This is a genomic window from Pseudomonas sp. 1176_21 (genome assembly GCF_052850635.1).
The window spans coordinates 757,302-772,207 of the sequence record NZ_VXCV01000001.1; the positions used below are offsets into that span (position 1 = coordinate 757,302).

The 14,906-nt window shown below is 63.9% G+C and carries 17 protein-coding genes; 4 read left to right on the forward strand and 13 right to left on the reverse strand.

The features are described from left to right. Positions 1 to 2: 2 nt before the first annotated feature. The 4 genes from FW760_RS03570 to FW760_RS03585 all read right to left on the reverse strand — a co-directional run bounded on the left by FW760_RS03570 (position 3) and on the right by FW760_RS03585 (position 2,257). Positions 3 to 920 carry a pyridoxal-phosphate dependent enzyme gene (locus FW760_RS03570; protein ID WP_446443595.1) on the reverse strand — a complete coding sequence of 306 codons (918 nt, stop codon included), beginning with the start codon at positions 918 to 920 and terminating at the stop codon, positions 3 to 5. Between the two features lie 52 nt (positions 921 to 972). Beyond that, entirely contained in the window at positions 973 to 1,659 is a 687-nt protein-coding gene (locus FW760_RS03575) for a helix-turn-helix transcriptional regulator (RefSeq protein ID WP_054914513.1), read from the reverse strand. 95 nt (positions 1,660 to 1,754) lie between these two features. Further along, positions 1,755 to 2,024: a hypothetical protein gene (locus FW760_RS03580; RefSeq protein WP_043862785.1), complete on the reverse strand. Its 270-nt coding sequence runs from the start codon at positions 2,022 to 2,024 to the stop codon at positions 1,755 to 1,757. Positions 2,025 to 2,047: 23 nt separating this feature from the next. Next, positions 2,048 to 2,257: a hypothetical protein gene (locus FW760_RS03585; protein WP_043862784.1), complete on the reverse strand. Its 210-nt coding sequence runs from the start codon at positions 2,255 to 2,257 to the stop codon at positions 2,048 to 2,050. A gap of 220 nt (positions 2,258 to 2,477) precedes the next feature. Here FW760_RS03585 and FW760_RS03590 point away from each other — a divergent pair, with 220 nt between their 5' ends. After that, the gene (locus FW760_RS03590) at positions 2,478 to 3,389 is read left to right on the forward strand and encodes a LysR substrate-binding domain-containing protein (protein ID WP_043862783.1); all 912 of its coding nucleotides are present in this window, start codon (positions 2,478 to 2,480) and stop codon (positions 3,387 to 3,389) included. A 102-nt stretch (positions 3,390 to 3,491) separates the two neighbouring features. Here FW760_RS03590 and FW760_RS03595 read toward each other — a convergent pair whose 3' ends face one another. From FW760_RS03595 to FW760_RS03625, 7 genes are all read right to left on the reverse strand, one after another. Further along, a complete protein-coding gene (locus FW760_RS03595; RefSeq protein ID WP_054914514.1) occupies positions 3,492 to 4,439 on the reverse strand; it encodes a DUF2599 domain-containing protein in 948 nt (315 codons plus the stop codon). A gap of 360 nt (positions 4,440 to 4,799) precedes the next feature. Continuing rightward, complete coding sequence (locus FW760_RS03600) at positions 4,800 to 5,294, reverse strand: DUF2599 domain-containing protein (RefSeq protein WP_123752678.1); 495 nt, start codon at positions 5,292 to 5,294, stop codon at positions 4,800 to 4,802. Between the two features lie 283 nt (positions 5,295 to 5,577). Beyond that, entirely contained in the window at positions 5,578 to 6,618 is a 1,041-nt protein-coding gene (locus FW760_RS03605) for an ABC transporter substrate-binding protein (RefSeq protein ID WP_043862780.1), read from the reverse strand. Between the two features lie 133 nt (positions 6,619 to 6,751). Beyond that, positions 6,752 to 7,912 (reverse strand): acetylornithine deacetylase, encoded by a 1,161-nt coding sequence (gene argE, locus FW760_RS03610; protein WP_210015176.1) that lies wholly within the window; start codon positions 7,910 to 7,912, stop codon positions 6,752 to 6,754. Beyond that, entirely contained in the window at positions 7,905 to 8,579 is a 675-nt protein-coding gene (locus tag FW760_RS03615; protein WP_043862778.1) for a DUF1028 domain-containing protein, read from the reverse strand. Before FW760_RS03615 ends, argE begins: the two co-directional genes overlap by 8 nt. 10 nt (positions 8,580 to 8,589) lie before the next feature. Further along, on the reverse strand, positions 8,590 to 9,000 hold the full coding sequence (locus FW760_RS03620; protein ID WP_003182257.1) for a RidA family protein: 411 nt from the start codon (positions 8,998 to 9,000) through the stop codon (positions 8,590 to 8,592). Next, positions 9,000 to 10,331 carry a flavin-containing monooxygenase gene (locus FW760_RS03625; RefSeq protein WP_376783773.1) on the reverse strand — a complete coding sequence of 444 codons (1,332 nt, stop codon included), beginning with the start codon at positions 10,329 to 10,331 and terminating at the stop codon, positions 9,000 to 9,002. The genes FW760_RS03620 and FW760_RS03625 overlap by 1 nt, the downstream gene beginning before the upstream one ends. 166 nt (positions 10,332 to 10,497) lie before the next feature. Here FW760_RS03625 and FW760_RS03630 point away from each other — a divergent pair, with 166 nt between their 5' ends. Beyond that, positions 10,498 to 11,013: a GNAT family N-acetyltransferase gene (locus tag FW760_RS03630; protein WP_210015174.1), complete on the forward strand. Its 516-nt coding sequence runs from the start codon at positions 10,498 to 10,500 to the stop codon at positions 11,011 to 11,013. 63 nt (positions 11,014 to 11,076) lie between these two features. On the opposite strand, the gene FW760_RS03635 is transcribed toward FW760_RS03630, so the two are convergent. Beyond that, positions 11,077 to 12,099, reverse strand: a complete 1,023-nt coding sequence (locus FW760_RS03635) for a DNA-binding protein (protein WP_043862775.1) — start codon at positions 12,097 to 12,099, stop codon at positions 11,077 to 11,079. Between the two features lie 177 nt (positions 12,100 to 12,276). On the opposite strand from FW760_RS03635, the gene FW760_RS03640 reads away from it, so the two are divergent. Continuing rightward, on the forward strand, positions 12,277 to 13,239 hold the full coding sequence (locus tag FW760_RS03640) for a site-specific integrase (RefSeq protein ID WP_446443596.1): 963 nt from the start codon (positions 12,277 to 12,279) through the stop codon (positions 13,237 to 13,239). 31 nt (positions 13,240 to 13,270) lie between these two features. Here the strand turns inward: FW760_RS03640 and FW760_RS03645 are convergent, their stop codons facing one another. After that, positions 13,271 to 13,486, reverse strand: a complete 216-nt coding sequence (locus FW760_RS03645) for a TOBE domain-containing protein (RefSeq protein ID WP_043862773.1) — start codon at positions 13,484 to 13,486, stop codon at positions 13,271 to 13,273. A 241-nt stretch (positions 13,487 to 13,727) separates the two neighbouring features. Between FW760_RS03645 and FW760_RS03650 the strand changes: the two genes are divergently transcribed. After that, on the forward strand, positions 13,728 to 14,903 hold the full coding sequence (locus tag FW760_RS03650) for an acyl-CoA dehydrogenase family protein (protein WP_213086009.1): 1,176 nt from the start codon (positions 13,728 to 13,730) through the stop codon (positions 14,901 to 14,903). Positions 14,904 to 14,906: the final 3 nt, after the last annotated feature.

Here is a 14,906-nt window from a genome sequence, read left to right on the forward strand (position 1 = left end):
CTTCAGCAACTGGCGCGCCACTCGCGGATCTGTTCGTGGGTGGCCGTCACCCCGCCGCACACCACCACCAGCACCGACTGATATGCCTTGAGTGCCTCACTCGGTGCATAGGCCAGCGCCAGCGCTGCACCACAGGCCGGTTCCACCAGGATACGGTGGTCGAGCAGAAAACGTTCGCAGGCATCCAGCGCCTGAGCGTCAGTCACCACATGGCTGTGAATCGGCCGTTGCTGGCTGAGTTCGAAGGCCTGCTGGCATACCTGCTTGGCCCCCAGCGAGGTCGCCACGCTGGTCACTGCGGGCAGGGCCGTCGGGGCCTTGCTGGCCATCGCGGCAGCCAGCGAGGCGGCGCCGTCGGTCTCCACGGCAAATACCGGCACGTCAGCCCAGTCGTTACGTGCCAACCCCTCGCACACCCCGGCCAACAGGCCGCCCCCGCCCACCGAGAGCACGATCGCATCGGGCTTGAACCCACTGATGACCACCTCGTCGATCAGGCTGGCATGGCCTTGCCATAGCAGCGGATCGTCGAAGGGGTGGATGAAGGCCGCGTCGTCGGTGAGCAGCGATTGCGCATAGGCATTGGCCTCGTGCCAGGCGCTGCCGTGCATGATGACCTCGGCGTCCTCCTGGCGAATCAGCTGCCTGGCGCGTTCGGTGGTGGTTTGCGGCACCACCACGGTCACCGGCAAGCCCAGGCAGCGGCCCGCATAGGCCACCGCAATACCGGCGTTGCCCCCCGACGAGGACACGAAGCGGCGCTTGCCTTGCCTGGCATAGGCCTGGCAAGCCAGGCCCACGCCACGCAGCTTGAACGAGCCACAGGGCTGCAGGGCGTCGAGCTTGAGCCACACGTCCTGGCCGCTGGCCAGGCTGAGCGGGCGCGAAGGTACCAAAGGGGTTTCGAGATGCAGGGACATACCAGGCTCCAGGTCAGGCCAGTTCGACGATCGATTGAAGTTCAACGCTTGCTCAGCGGTTGCGGATTTCATCGAGGTAGTTGTAGATGGTGTAGCGTGTCACCCCGAGTGCGGCGGCAGCTTTCTCGACGGCGCCCTTGACGATGAACAGTCCGCCATCGTGCATCTGGCGCACCGCCTCGAGCTTCTGCGCCTTGGCGATACGCCGGCCCTGGCTGCGTGCGTCGTGCAGGGCGGCATCGATGATCTGCGCCATCAACTGCTCGAGGTCGGGTTGGTTCTCGGTGGGCTCGCCGGGGGCTGCCCCGGTGCCGGGCAGCAGCTGTTCAAGGCACGCCTGGGCGGCGGCGATGCCACTGAAGTCGGTGTTCACGCACAGGCTGGCATAGGGCTCGCCCAAGGCGTCGCGGAACACCGCAGTGGCACTGCGCAGGGTCTTGCCGTCGCGGCCCAGGCTCGGGTAGTTGCCCACCACCACCGGGGTATGGCTGCCCTTGTCGCGCAGGGCCTGCAGCACCGCATTGAACCCCTGGTCTTCACGAGGCCCGGCCAGTACCGGGCTGCCGATCTGACGCCCACTGACATGCCCGTTGGCAATGGCAATCACCGAATGTTCCGGCCGGGTCAGGTCGTGCAGGACCACCTCGGTGGTGCGTCCCAGCACAGTGCCAAGCATCTGCACCGTTGCGTGTAGTACGCCCAGCACCAGCTGGCGTTCAGGGGTTGTATCGAGGGCCATCGAGCGCACCACAAGAAAAAACGAACCGAGAAAATATCAACATAAAGTTTAATTTTCAACGGTTCGTTAAAATCATCGCAGCACAAAATCGCGTGCTAGCCACCATCGGTATCGATATCGGCATCAGTGCGCGGCTTGCGCTCACGTTGTGGCTTGAAGTCAGGGCTGTAGGGGTTTTCCTTGTGAGGTTCGGGTGTATTGCTCTGCTCCTGCCCTCCTTCGTCCGGGCGTCCGGCATCCTGCAACGGCACCTCCACATCGCGTTCAGGCAGGCTCTTGCCATCGTCCGGGCGTTTCCAGGTTTGCGGCAGCGGTTGTGGCTGGTCTTCAGCAACGGGCTCGCGGTTGCGCGGGTCATGAATCATGCTTGGCGTCCTCCAGTACAGGTTCAGCGTCGTTCATCCGACAGTGGCGTCGGCTCGTCAGGTTCGGGCACTGACGGGTTGGTGTCGGGAATGCCCTCGACGTCGTTAGGGTGTTCGCGGCGATCGTCGTCGCCACGCACATTCGGGTCAGTCACCGGGTCGTGTTCGCGTCGCGGGTCGTTGAGCGGGTCCTTCCACAGGGGGTCATCCTGCGGGCGTGGATCGATAGCCATGGCGGTCACCTCAGGTCGTGGTCCGACAAATGCGGGCCCTGCAGTTTTTCGAGGCCCCTGGACGTGGTAGGTGCCAGCCAGCCGATCAATGGTCAGGGGCCGCGTACTCGCCAGCGAAGGAAAAATATGCTCTGTGCCCCGCAAAATCCGCTGCAACCTGCGGGGCACGCAAGGCCAGCACGCGGTAAGGTAGGCAAAAACTACAACCTGAGGTGTTTGCGTGGCGTCCTATACCCTGCGTCAGCTTAGATATTTCGTCACCACGGTCGAATGCGGCAGCGTGGCCGAAGCCTCGCGCAAGCTGTACATCGCACAGCCATCGATATCCACGGCCATCAAGGGGCTCGAAGACGGGTTCGGCGTACAGTTGCTGATTCGGCATCATGCCCAGGGGGTTTCACTGACCCCGGGCGGTGCGCGGTTCTACCGCAAGGCTCAGGAACTGCTGCGCATGGCCCATGAGTTCGAGCAGAACGCCCTGGCGGACAACGACGTGGTGAGTGGGCAGATCGACATCGGCTGTTTCGAAACCGTCGCCCCACTCTATCTGCCGCGGCTGATCGCCGGGTTTCGCCAACGCTTTCCGGGCGTGGAAATTCGCCTGCGCGATGGCGAGCAGCAAGAGCTGGTACAGGGGCTGACGGCCGGCCGCTTCGACCTGGCGATCTTCTACCAGCATGACCTGGACAGCACCATCGAAACCGAGCCGCTGACCGCGCCGCAAAGGCCCTACGCCCTGCTGCCTGCTGGCCATCGCTTCGCCGGTCAAGCCCAGGTCTCGCTGCGCGACCTGGTACTTGAGCCGATGATCCTGCTGGACGTGCAACCCAGCCGTACCTATTTCGTGAGCATTTTCGAGGAACTGGGCCTGAACCCGAACATCGTGTTCGGCTCGCCCTCTATCGAGATGGTGCGCGGCATGGTCGGCCAGGGTTTCGGTTTCGCACTGCTGGTGACGCGGCCACGTTCCACCATCAGCTATGACGGCCAGCCACTGGTGTGCGTGGATATCGCCGAAGACGTGACCGGTTCGGCACTGGTGGCCGCCTGGCTCAAACGTGCGCAGCTGACCAAGCCTGCGCAGTTGTTCGTGGATTACTGCAAGGAGCAGTTCAGGCTGTGGCTGGCGTGAAAGCGGGCCGATCACTGCACGCTGTATAGTTTCAGCAGGTATCAATAAAGCGACAACTCACGACCTGTGCTCGGCCGCAATAAAGTGCGGGCCTGCAGCAATCTAGGGGTTGCAGTTGGCCTTGACCGCCGCCTCGTGGGACACATAAGGGCGATGCGGCTCGATGAACCAGGATGCTTTGGTTCGGTACGTGGTCAGCAGGCAGACGAACTGGCGACGCATGCTGTTGGTGTTGCTCCACTGCCGGTCACTGCCGGCCTTGTTCAGCAGCTCCTGGAACGCCAGGTCGGTCTGGTCTGCGGCGATAGTGCGGGTACAGGCGGAAGGCTTGATTTCCAGGCTCCACTGGTTGCCATTGATCGCGCCCCATTTCACCGAGTCTATGTAGCGCGGGCAGCGGCCTGGCACCGGTTTCGGAGGCACGACCCCGGTCGAACCTGTTTCGGCTTGATCGGCAACGATAAAGTCGAAGCGAAAGTGATCATTGATGTTGGCAGGTGGCGTCAGCCGCACAATGGGCACGATGATGCCGGTGTCGGCCCGAAACTCCTTCTGGTTGAGCCTGGCAGCGGCCAGCCCGTTCGGTACCCCTGCCGGCCAGTGGGCAGGCACACCCACTGGCATATAGAAGAATGCCTGGATGGGCAGGGTTCTGGCACGACCCGCCGGCCATGTCGTAACAACAAGTTCGTTCTGCTCGCTGAACCCTTCTGCGGCCAGTATGTTTTTCATCTGCAGCATGAGCATGAAGTAACCGGCACTGTTGGCAACGCCCCTGCGCATGTCGAAGCCGCATTGATTCAGCGGGCGGTACTTGGCGGGCTGGTACCAGATCCCGAGCCATTGTTGAGGCGTGGTGACGCCCTGGCTCTGGCATGGCCGACTATGTGGGTAAACAACTCCCTCGTAGACCATGGTGCCGCAGGGTGTGTTCCTGAACCAGTTCCAGCCATCCATGCTGTAGGCGCACTGCACCATCAGCAGGTCCTTGCCCGCTGGCCTGCGGTCCTGGGGATACATGATCAGACCGTCGTTGAAGCCCCACGCCACTGACCTGAACCTTGCGTCGTAACGTATGTAGGAGAACGAGGTTCCGCCACTTCTCGCCGAGGTCGGGCTAGGGTCCCAGATGCGAAATGCCCCGGGGTTCTGCGGCCGCTGGGTGACGCGCATCAGGACACCGCTGCATAGAAACGGCGGTTTGCCTGAATCACCGCAATGCGAGTTGCCTGCGCTGTAGTTGTACCTGAGGTCGGCTACGGTGGCGTTGCCGTCCTCCAGCGAGCTGCGTGGTGAGCCAGGCGCCCACTGGGCCAACCCCGGCGCACTGGCTGCGACGCACCCCAGAAACATCAACACCTTTAACCTGTTCATGGTCCACTCCTTGTGCTGCAGTGCTGAAACTGCCTGTCAACGTGGCGTCGGATTGCAACCGGCAGCCACCGATACGCGATGAGACACATCGGGTCGAAAAGGCTCCAGGTTCCAGGTTTTCTTGTAGCGGGCGGTGGCCAGGTGGCACACCAACTGACGACGCATGCCGCCCCCGTTGTCGAGGCGCCAGCGCCAGTCACTGCCGTAGCGCTTGTACAGCTCCGTGTAGGCGGCGTTGGTTTCGTCCTGGTGGATGCGTCGCCCGCAATAGGTAGGCGTGAGCTCCAGGGTCCAGGCGTTCTTGCGGATGCCTGGGTCGTAGCGGTAGCTCCACTGCCCCGACTCGAAGTAGCGCGTGCAACGTGCGCGCGCAGCGGCTTCGCCAGGCGAAGCGTCGACGGAGGAAAGCTCGCTGCTCGACGCCTGGGTGCCTGGCGCATGAGGCGTCGACTGCTGGCTCGGATGGATGCAGCCAGTCAGCAGTACTGCTGCCAGCAAACAACAAGCTCTGGTGGCAAGATGGATGGGCATCACCGGCTCCTTTGGCAGGATTGCCCATGTCGATCACACTTCAGGGGTTGCCGTTGGCTGCCATTGCGGGCTGGTGACGCGCATACGGGCGGCGCGTCTCGATGTTCCAGGGGGGCTTGTTCGGTACGGACAGGCCGGGCCAGCGTATGTCGCAAGGTGTTCATGTCGCTCTCCCACTGTCTGCCCAACGGCAAGGCAAACAGTAACGGTGAGCAACACCAGCCCGCTACTGACAGAAGTATCAGTAGCGGGGGCTAAGGCCTGGGTGGGATATTGGCTCGAATCAGCGCGCCGCCCAGGCATTGAAGCGTTGTTCCAGCTCCTCGCCATGGTCAACCCAGAACGCCGCATCCACTGCTCGCGCCTGGGCCAGGTTGGCTTCGGCAGTGGGCAGCTGCTTCTGTACTTCGGCTGGCAGCAAACCCAGGGTCTGCTTGTTTACCGGGCCATACGGAATGTTTTCCGAGAACACCTTCTGCGCCTGTGGCTGGCTGGCGAACGCAATGAAATCCTCGGCCAGTTTCTTGTTCGGCGTACCCTTCACCACCGCCCAGTATTCAGGGTCGAACAGGCTCTGCGGCCATACGATGCTCAGCTTCATGCCCTCCTTCTGCGCAGCCGCGATGCGCCCGTTGTACGCCGCGCTCATCACCACATCGCCGGCAATCAACCACTGCGCAGGTTGCGCCCCGGCTTCCCACCACTGGATGTTGGACTTGATCTGGTCCAGCTTGGCGAACGCACGGCTCACCCCTTCAGGGGTGCCGAGCACCTTGTACAACTCATCGGGCTTGACGCCGTCGGCGAGCAAGGCGATCTCCAGGGTGTACTTGGCGCCCTTGCGCAGGCCGCGCTTGCCGGGGAAGTCCTTCACGTTCCAGAAGTCCGCCCATGAGGTCGGCCCCTTGGCCAGCTTGGCATGGTCGTAGGCCATCACCATCGACCATACATAGGTGGCCACGCCGCACTCGGTGAAGGTGCCGGGCACAAAATTGGCCTGGTCACCGAAACGTTGCGGGTCGAGTTTCTCGAACAGGCCTTCATCACAGCCGCGCAACAGCTCGGGGCTTTCGACCTCGACCACATCCCAGCTGGTGTGGCCGACGTCGACCATGGCCTTGATTTTCGACAGCTCGCCGTTGTACTCGCCTGCCACCACGGTGCCCGCACCGCTGGCATTGAATGGCTGGAAGTAGGCCTTTTCCTGTGCCTGCTTGGTGGCGCCGCCAAACGAGATGACGGTCAGGTTCTGCGGGGCGGCAAACACGGCACTGCTCAACAGGGCCAGGGCAAACGGAACGCTGCAACGCAAGGATCGGGTCATGGCTCACTTCCTCGACTAGGCCGGCACGCTCGTGCGCGCCGGCGGGGTTTTGTTAGGCGACCGCGGGTACGGTCGTCCTGCTCTACGGCAGTAAAAGGTGCAACGTTGGCCGGCTCGTATGCCGATCTGTGTGTTATGTCTCGCTCAAAAACGCCGCCAGACGCTCCATCAGCCGGTCACAACCAGCCAGCTGTTCGACGCTGACGTATTCGTCCGGCTTGTGTCCCTGGTCCATGCTGCCCGGCCCGCAGACCACCGCCGGTATCCCCGCCTGGTCGAACAGCCCGCCTTCGGTGCCAAAGGCCACCGTGCTGAAGGCATCGCTGCCGCACAGCCGGGCAATCAGCTGCGCCGCCGCGCTGTCCGGTGGCGTGGCAAGCCCCGGGTAGCTCGACAGTGCTTCGAAACGAATGCCGCTGTCGGCATTGACCGCCTGCATCGCCGGCACTACTTCGCGCGCGGCAAACGCCTGCAATTCATCGGCCACCGCTTGCGGGGCGAACGCCGGCAGCGCCCGCACCTCGAAATCGAAACGGCAATCGGCCGGCACGATGTTCAGCGCCGTGCCGCCCTGGATCGTGCCCACCTGCACGGTCGAAAATGCCGGGTCAAATCGTTCGTCGTGAAGCTCCGGCGCCGCCAGACGCTTACCGATTGCCCCCAGCTGGCCGATCAGCCGCGCCGCCTGCTCGATGGCGTTGACGCCATAGGGCGCGTAGGCCGAATGACAGGCCGCGCCGTGCACATGGCAGCGCATGGCCAGCTTGCCCTTGTGCCCGAGCACCGGCTTGAGTTCGGTGGGTTCGCCGATCAGGCACAGCGCCGGCATCGGGATACGCCGTGGCAACACCTCGAGCAGGCTGCGTACCCCCAGGCAACCCACCTCTTCGTCATACGAAAACGCCAGGTGTACCGGGCGGCGCAACGGGCTTGCCAGAAACAGCGGCACCGCCGCCAGCACCGAGGCCAGGTAGCCTTTCATGTCGGCAGTGCCCCGGCCGTACAGCTTGCCGTCCTGCTCGCTCAGGTCGAACGGCGGCACCGTCCAGGCCTGGCCGTCCACCGGTACCACATCGGTGTGTCCGGACAGCACCACGCCACCCTCCACACCCGGGCCGATGCTGGCCAGCAGGTTGGCCTTGGTGCGTTCGGCGTTGTAGATCAGCTCGCAGTCCACCCCCAGATCGTCCAGGTAATCGCGCACGAACTCGATCAGCGCCAGGTTCGAATCCCGACTCACCGTGGCGAAGCCGACCAGCTGCGCCAGCAGGGTGCGGCTGCGCCATTCACTCATCGCCGGGCACTCCGTAGCTGGGCGCCTGCGTCGGGTCCAGGGCGCGGGTCAGGTAGTCCTGCAACTGGGGTTCATAGGCGGTCCACAGTTTGTGCAGTTCGCCGATGGGATTCTCGTCGGCCCAGTCCACCCGCAGGTCGACGATCGGCCAGGTCAGGTCGCCGACCACCGACAGTGCCGCCGAGTGCACCGCCCCGGCCTCGCCGCCTGCGGCCTGCCCCGCCTGCAATGCCGTGAGCAACCGGGCGGCCAGGCAGCCCTCGCTGCGCTCGAAGGCCTCGACCATGCGTTCGATCACCGCGCTGCTGGCCAGCAGGTTGCCGGCGGCCACGCATTGATCGCCTGCCACTGCATTGTGGGTGCCCAGTGCGTGGCTGCCACTGAAGAGTGCGGTGCGCCCCTGGGCATCCACCACCGCTACCTGACGGTACTGGCCATAGCCATTGCTCGACAGCGCCTGGTCCAGGGCCGTGGCGGGGGCCAGCCCGTCGGCCAGGCCATCGAGAATCTGCGGGCCCAGCGCCGGCAACGTGATGTTCTGGCTCGACACCGCGCCCACGCCGGCGCGCAGCCAGGGGCAACGCGCCCCCACGGCTATGCTCGACGAGCTGATGGCGATACCCAGCTGACCGGTTTCGGCGCAGCGTCCGACGATAGAAAAAGTCATGTGCCGCTCCTTATTCGGGGATCACCGCGATCACGTCGATTTCCATCAGCCATTGCGGTTGGCCCAGGGCACTGACCACCAGCCCGGTGGAAATCGGAAACACGCCCTTGAGCCATTTGCCGACCTCCTGGTACACCGGCTCGCGGTAGCGCGGGTCGATCAGGTAGGTGGTGGTCTTGACGATGTGGCTCAGGTCGCTGCCGGCTTCTTCGAGCAGTTGCTTGACGTTGCGCATGGCCTGCTCGGCCTGGGCCCGCGGGTCGCCAAGGCCGACCAGTTGACCGTCGAAATCGGTGCCCACCTGGCCACGCACGTAGACCGTGTTGCCGGCACGCACGGCCTGGCACAGGTCGTTGTCCAGGGTCTGGTTGGGGTAGGTATCCTTGGTGTTGAACATGCGGATGCGGGTATGGGTAGGCATCAACGTACTCCCAGTTTCTGGACGTTGGAATCACAGTGGGCGGCAGCCTCGCGTTGCGCGGCGTCGCGGTAGTCGAAATAGGTGCGCTGTTTCACGATGTGCTCGGCGATGTGCCGGGCGTCGTGCCACACGCCCCAGATAAAGGCGGAGCCACGGCGCGACAGCCACGGCAGGCCGACGAAATAGATCCCCGGTTCGCGGGACACACCGCGCTGATGCTGTGGCTTGCCGTCGGGCTTGAAGGCATCGACCTTCAGCCAGCTGTAGTCGGTCGAGTAGCCGGTGGCCCAGATGATCGAGCTGACACCGGCCTTGGCCAGGTCCAGCTCAAGAATCGGTTGGGTCAGGCACTGCGGGTCGGGCAGCATGTGGCGTGCTTCGGGTTCTTCGGGCAGGTCCAGGCCGTTGCGTGCAATGTAGTCGTCGGCGGCATCCAGCAGCGCCAGGTAGTTCTCGTCGCCGCGGGCGATGTTCTCGGCCAGGTTGGCCTCGAAGCTGACCACACCTTGATCGCATGCGCGGGTCAGGCCCACCAGCGTGATGCCCTGGTGGGCCAGCTTGCGAAAGTCCACGGTATGTCCGCCACGGGCACCGCTGACCGCGATGGTCACGTGCTCCTTGCCGGGCTGCACGCCTTCGGCGTCCCACAGGCCGAGCACCCCCAGCCACCAGCAGAAGTCGCGATTGCGGTAGGCACGTGGCGGGCGATCGTGCGCGCCCACCGACAGGTACACCTGCTTGCCGGCGCGCTGCAGTTCATCGGCGATCTGCACACCCGAGGAGCCCGCGCCCACCACCAGCACCGCGCCTTCGGGCAATTGCCGGGGGTTGTGGTAGTCGGCCGAATGCAGCTGGGTGATGCCGGGAAGCTGCGGAGCGATGGGCGGGATCACCGGGCGCTGGAACGGCCCGGTGGCCACCACCACCTGGTTGGCCTCGATCAGGCCCATGGAGGTCTGCACCGTAAAGCCCGGGCGACCTTCGTTGCGTTCGACCTTGAGCACTTCGACACCGGTACGAATGGGCGCGTCGATCTTCTTGGCATAGGTCTCGAAGTAGGCCGCCACCTGATCCTTGCCGGCGAAGGCATCGGCATCCAGGCCTTCGAATTCCAGGCCCGGGAAGCGGTCGTGCCAGGCCGGGCCGTTGGCCACCAGCGAGTCCCAGCGACCGGTGCGCCAGGCTTCGGCGATGCGGTTGCGTTCCAGCACCAGGTGCTGCACCCCGAGGCGGCCCAGGTGCTCACTCATGGCCACGCCGGCCTGACCGGCGCCTACTACAAGCGTATCAATTCGGGTTTTTTCAACGGTCATGGCTGTGCGCTTCTGCATGAGGGGGTTGCCCGCATTCTGTGCGCCGCCGGGTATTAGCGAAATTATGATTTATGTCGCCACTGGCAAGGAAAAAGCGTGCCCCCGTATTGCCCATGCCAGGGGCGCTTGCACAACCCTGGTGCTTTGCACAGACTGCGTGGGTTCCCATTGCAGAGCGTGCCCGATGTCCTTTTCCATTCGCCTGGCCACCCCTACCGATGCTCCCCTGCTGCCTGCCATAGAGCGCTCTGCGGCCCAGGCCTTTGTGCAAGTGCCGGCACTGGCGTGGATTGCCGAGCACACGGTGCTCAGCAGCGTCGAGCACCTGGAGTTCGTGGCTGCCGGGCTCGAGTGGGTGGTGGTGGATGGGCGGGATCGCCCGATTGGCTTCGTGTGTGCCAGCGTGTTCGATGAGTCGCTGCACATCGAAGAGCTGGCGGTGGATCATGCGCAGCAAGGCCAGGGCCTGGGTCGGCGATTGATTGCGGCCGTGCGCGCGCATGCCGAGGCCCAGGGCTTCGCGGCCTTGACCCTCACCACCTTTGTGGCGGTGCCGTGGAATGCACCGTTTTATGCACGGTTGGGTTTCGAGAGACTGGAAGAGGCGTCGTTAAGCGGTATGTTGCGCCGGCAGATGGCGTACGAGGCTTCGCGAGGGTTGCAGGGGCGGTGTGCGATGCGCTTGTCATTGCGCGACTAACTGGCGCCCCCCAAGACGCCGGCAAGGCCGGCTCCTAGATTCGCTGCAACGCACCCTGCCCTGTCAGGGGTGAGTCGGCAGCCCTGTCTGCTCGGCTTCAGCTCGGTCTGAGGCTTGCTCCTTTGCCTTCAAGGCCTCCAGCTCTGCATCGCGCTGCTCGACCTGCGCCTGCAATTGCTCAATCACCTGCTGTTGCTGGCGTTGTTCACCCGCCCCCTGCTCCACCTGCTGCCCCAGCACCTGGTTCTGCCGCAGCAGCTCCTCCCGCGCACCCAACGACTGCGCCAGGCTGGCCATCAAGGTCTTGATCTCCTGTGCCTGTTGCGCCTGCTGGTCCTGCAGCGCCTGCCGCTCACGCTGCACCTGCCGCGCCTCCACCAGCAAGCGCTCGTTGTCGCGATTGAGCCGCGTCAGTTCGTCCTGCTTGACGATCAGGCTCTGCTGCAACTGACGCACCTCGACCTGCAACTGCTGCACCTGCGCCTCATGGCGGCGCTGATCCTGCTCGCGCTGTTCACGGGTGGCGGTGCGGTAATGCTCCAGCGCATCGCGGGCATGCTGGTGCTTGTCTTCCAGCGACTGGATCTGCTCGTCCTTGTCGTTCAGGCGCAGGTTCAACTCACCTACCGCCTGATTCAAGGTGGCATTGCGCGTCTGTTCGGTCTGCAGGGTACTGCGGGTCGTGGCCAGCTGCGCCGACTCACCCGCCAGCGCCTCGGCCTGAATCTGGTGTTGCTGCTGCAGGGTCGCCAGCGCCTGCTGGATCGCCTGCAGCTCGCCCTGCAACGCCGCCTTTTCATGGTCGAACACGTTCTGCGCCGCCTCGATACGTGCGTCGCCCTCCTCCACCAGTTGCTGGGCCAGCTGACTGACCAGGTTGGCCAGGGCTTCGCTCATGCCCGGCTTGTCCGCCGCCAGTGTCGGTTGCTGCGCGTCCAGCTCCTTGAGGTAGCGGTGAATCGTGGTCTTGGACCCTGTGTTGCCCAGCTCGATGCGTACGGCATCGATACTGGGGTGTTCGCCACGGGCCAATAGCGCCTGACGCGCCTTCTGCACGATTGCCTTGTTGATACCGCCACGGGCCATGGGTGCTCCTACTATTTCGTAATGTGGTACGTACTATGTAGATACATACTAAATGAAATTGAAAAAATGCCTATAGAAATCAGAATAAAAGATGAAATAATCACGGCTTATCACATGTGATAGGCAAAAAACGCCCGGTTGCAGTCGCTCAGCCGTACACCGATGGAGAACCTGCCGATGAACAAGCTCGATCGCTACCTGGACGCAGCCGTAAGGGACAACACGCGGCGCAGCTACCGCGCGGCCGTGGAGCATTTCGAGGTGAGCTGGGGTGGCTTTCTACCGGCCACGGCCGACAGCATCGCGCGCTACCTGGCCGATTACGCCGAGCAGCACTCGATCAACACCTTGCGCCAGCGCCTGGCCGCGCTGGGCCAGTGGCACACCAGCCAGGGCTTTCCCGACCCCACCAAGGCGCCGCTGGTGCGCCAGATGCTCAAGGGCATACGCGCGGTGCACCCGGCGCAGGAGCGCCAGGCAGCCGCCCTGACCCTGGAGCACCTGCAGCGCACGGTCGACGCACTGCACGCCAAGGCCGCACAGGCGCAACAGGCGCACTGCCTGCCCGAACTGCTGCGCGCACGGCGCGATATCGCCCTGCTGCTGATCGGGTTCTGGCGAGGGTTCAGGGGCGATGAACTGGCGCGCCTGCGCGTGGAACACATCCAGGCCCAGGCGGGCGTGGGCATGCAGCTGTATCTGGCGCAAAGCAAAGGGGACCGGCAGGGCCGCGGAGTCAGTCATCGCACCCCTGCCCTGAAGAGCCTGTGTCCGGTACAGGCCTACATCGACTGGATCAGCGTGGCGGGCATCGCCCGCGGGCCGGTGTTTCGCAAGCTCGATCGCTGGGGCAACCTGGGCGAGCAGGCGCTCAACAGTGGCAGCCTGATCGTGCTGCTGAGGCGGATTTTTGCAGATGCCGGGCTACCCGCCAGCCTCTACAGCAGCCACTCGCTGCGTCGTGGCTTTGCCACCTGGGCCAGTGGCAATGGCTGGGACATGAAAGCGCTGATGGCCCACGTGGGCTGGCGCGACGTGAAATCGGCGCTGCGCTACGTGGATGCGTCGGTGTCGTTCGGGGAGCTGGAAGTGTTGCCGGCCAGAAGGGACGTGCTGACAGCCGACCGAGCGTCGCGGTGAGGGCCACCCGGCGCTCACCGTCACACCCCTCTCACAGCTTCGCGATCGACACCTCGGTCGACTTCACGAACGCGATCACCTCGCTGCCAATCCTCAGTTCCAGCTCATGCACCGACCGCGTGGTGATCACCGAGGTGACGATGCCGGCCTGGGTCTGCACGTCGATTTCCGAGACCACCGGCCCCTCGATGATCTCCTTGATGGTGCCCTTGAACTGGTTACGTACGTTGATCGCCTTGATGGTCATGGTGTGGCTCCTTAGCAGTTGGGAGCACCGTCGTTGCAGTGCGTGAATGCAGAGTGCACCGCAAAGATAAAAATCAAAAAGAATAAATAACGACAAATATAGATCCGTATGGAATATGAAAAGCTGTATATCAACATTCCTAAACGTTATTTATTTAAGGTTTTTTAGATCATTTAGCATCGACAGGGCCCGGCCTTGAGGCCCGAACCTTTTTGCACAGGTAACCCGCGTGAGCGCCACGTTGCATACCCCTCGATCGACCCCGCTGCAGATTGCCCGCGACCTGGCCCAGACATTCAGCCGCAGCGTGGTAGAGCGCGACCGCAAGGGCGGCACGCCCAAGGCCGAACGCGATGCCCTGCGTGCCAGCGGCCTGCTGGCCCTGAGCATCCCCCGCGAGTTCGGCGGGCTGAACGCCACCTGGAGCCAGACCTTCGATGTGGTGCGCGAATTCGCCCGGGTCGACAGCTCGATTGCCCATGTGTTCGGCTTTCACCACCTGATGCTGGCCACCGTGCGTCTGTTCGGCGCACCTTCGCAATGGCAGCCCTGGTACGAGCTGACGGCGCGCAAGAACTGGTTCTGGGGCAATGCCCTCAACCCCCTCGACACCCGCACCATCGTCAAGCACCACGGCAGCTGGCGTGAATTCTCCGGCAAGAAGAGCTTCTGCTCGGGCGCCAGCGATTCACAAATGCTGATTGCCTCGGCCGTGGACGAGGCGGCCGGGGGCAAGCTGCTGATTGCCGCGATACCCAGCGGTCGCACCGGCATCACCCTGCACGACGACTGGCACAACATGGGCCAGCGCCAGACCGACAGCGGCAGCGCCACCTTCGAACGGGTGCGCGTGGAAGAAGGCGACCTGCTGCTCGACCCCGGCCCGCTGAGCACGCCGTTCGCCTGCCTGCGGCCGCTGATCGCCCAGCTGCATTTCGCCAACATCTGCCTGGGCATCGCCGAAGGCGCGTTCGAAGAAGCGCGCCAGTACACCCTCAACGAGACCCGGCCCTGGTTCAAGTCCACGGCCCTTGATAGCCGCGACGATCCTTATGTACTGGGCCACTTCGGCGACTTCTGGGTACGCCTGCAAGGCGCCCGGCTGCTGCTCGACAACGCCGCCGGCGAACTCGACCGGGCCTGGGCCAAGGGCGCCGCGCTCGGCGCAGACCAGCGCGGCCGCGTGGCGGTGGCCATCGCCACCGCCAAGGTGGCGGCCAGCCGCGACGGCCTGGAGCTGTGCAGCAAGGTCTTCGAGGTCACCGGCGCCCGCGCCACGCAGGCCTCGGTGGGGCTCGACCGGCACTGGCGCAATCTGCGCACCCAGAGCCTGCACGACCCGCTGGATTACAAACTCCACGAACTGGGCGACTGGGCCTTGAACCAGCGCCTGCCGATTCCGACGTTCTATTCATAGTGT

Coding starts and splice junctions, on each gene's coding strand:
- FW760_RS03615 (WP_043862778.1), bottom strand. CDS start 8,579: ATGACTTTTTCTATCGTCGGACGCTGCGCCGAAACCGGTCAGCTGGGT.
- FW760_RS03570 (WP_446443595.1), bottom strand. CDS start 920: ATGTCCCTGCATCTCGAAACCCCTTTGGTACCTTCGCGCCCGCTCAGC.
- FW760_RS03620 (WP_003182257.1), bottom strand. CDS start 9,000: ATGCCTACCCATACCCGCATCCGCATGTTCAACACCAAGGATACCTAC.
- FW760_RS03600 (WP_123752678.1), bottom strand. CDS start 5,294: ATGCCCATCCATCTTGCCACCAGAGCTTGTTGTTTGCTGGCAGCAGTA.
- FW760_RS03635 (WP_043862775.1), bottom strand. CDS start 12,099: ATGGCCCGTGGCGGTATCAACAAGGCAATCGTGCAGAAGGCGCGTCAG.
- FW760_RS03575 (WP_054914513.1), bottom strand. CDS start 1,659: ATGGCCCTCGATACAACCCCTGAACGCCAGCTGGTGCTGGGCGTACTA.
- FW760_RS03580 (WP_043862785.1), bottom strand. CDS start 2,024: ATGATTCATGACCCGCGCAACCGCGAGCCCGTTGCTGAAGACCAGCCA.
- argE (WP_210015176.1), bottom strand. CDS start 7,912: ATGAGTGAATGGCGCAGCCGCACCCTGCTGGCGCAGCTGGTCGGCTTC.
- FW760_RS03630 (WP_210015174.1), top strand. CDS start 10,498: ATGTCCTTTTCCATTCGCCTGGCCACCCCTACCGATGCTCCCCTGCTG.
- FW760_RS03625 (WP_376783773.1), bottom strand. CDS start 10,331: ATGCAGAAGCGCACAGCCATGACCGTTGAAAAAACCCGAATTGATACG.
- FW760_RS03605 (WP_043862780.1), bottom strand. CDS start 6,618: ATGACCCGATCCTTGCGTTGCAGCGTTCCGTTTGCCCTGGCCCTGTTG.
- FW760_RS03585 (WP_043862784.1), bottom strand. CDS start 2,257: ATGGCTATCGATCCACGCCCGCAGGATGACCCCCTGTGGAAGGACCCG.
- FW760_RS03640 (WP_446443596.1), top strand. CDS start 12,277: ATGAACAAGCTCGATCGCTACCTGGACGCAGCCGTAAGGGACAACACG.
- FW760_RS03645 (WP_043862773.1), bottom strand. CDS start 13,486: ATGACCATCAAGGCGATCAACGTACGTAACCAGTTCAAGGGCACCATC.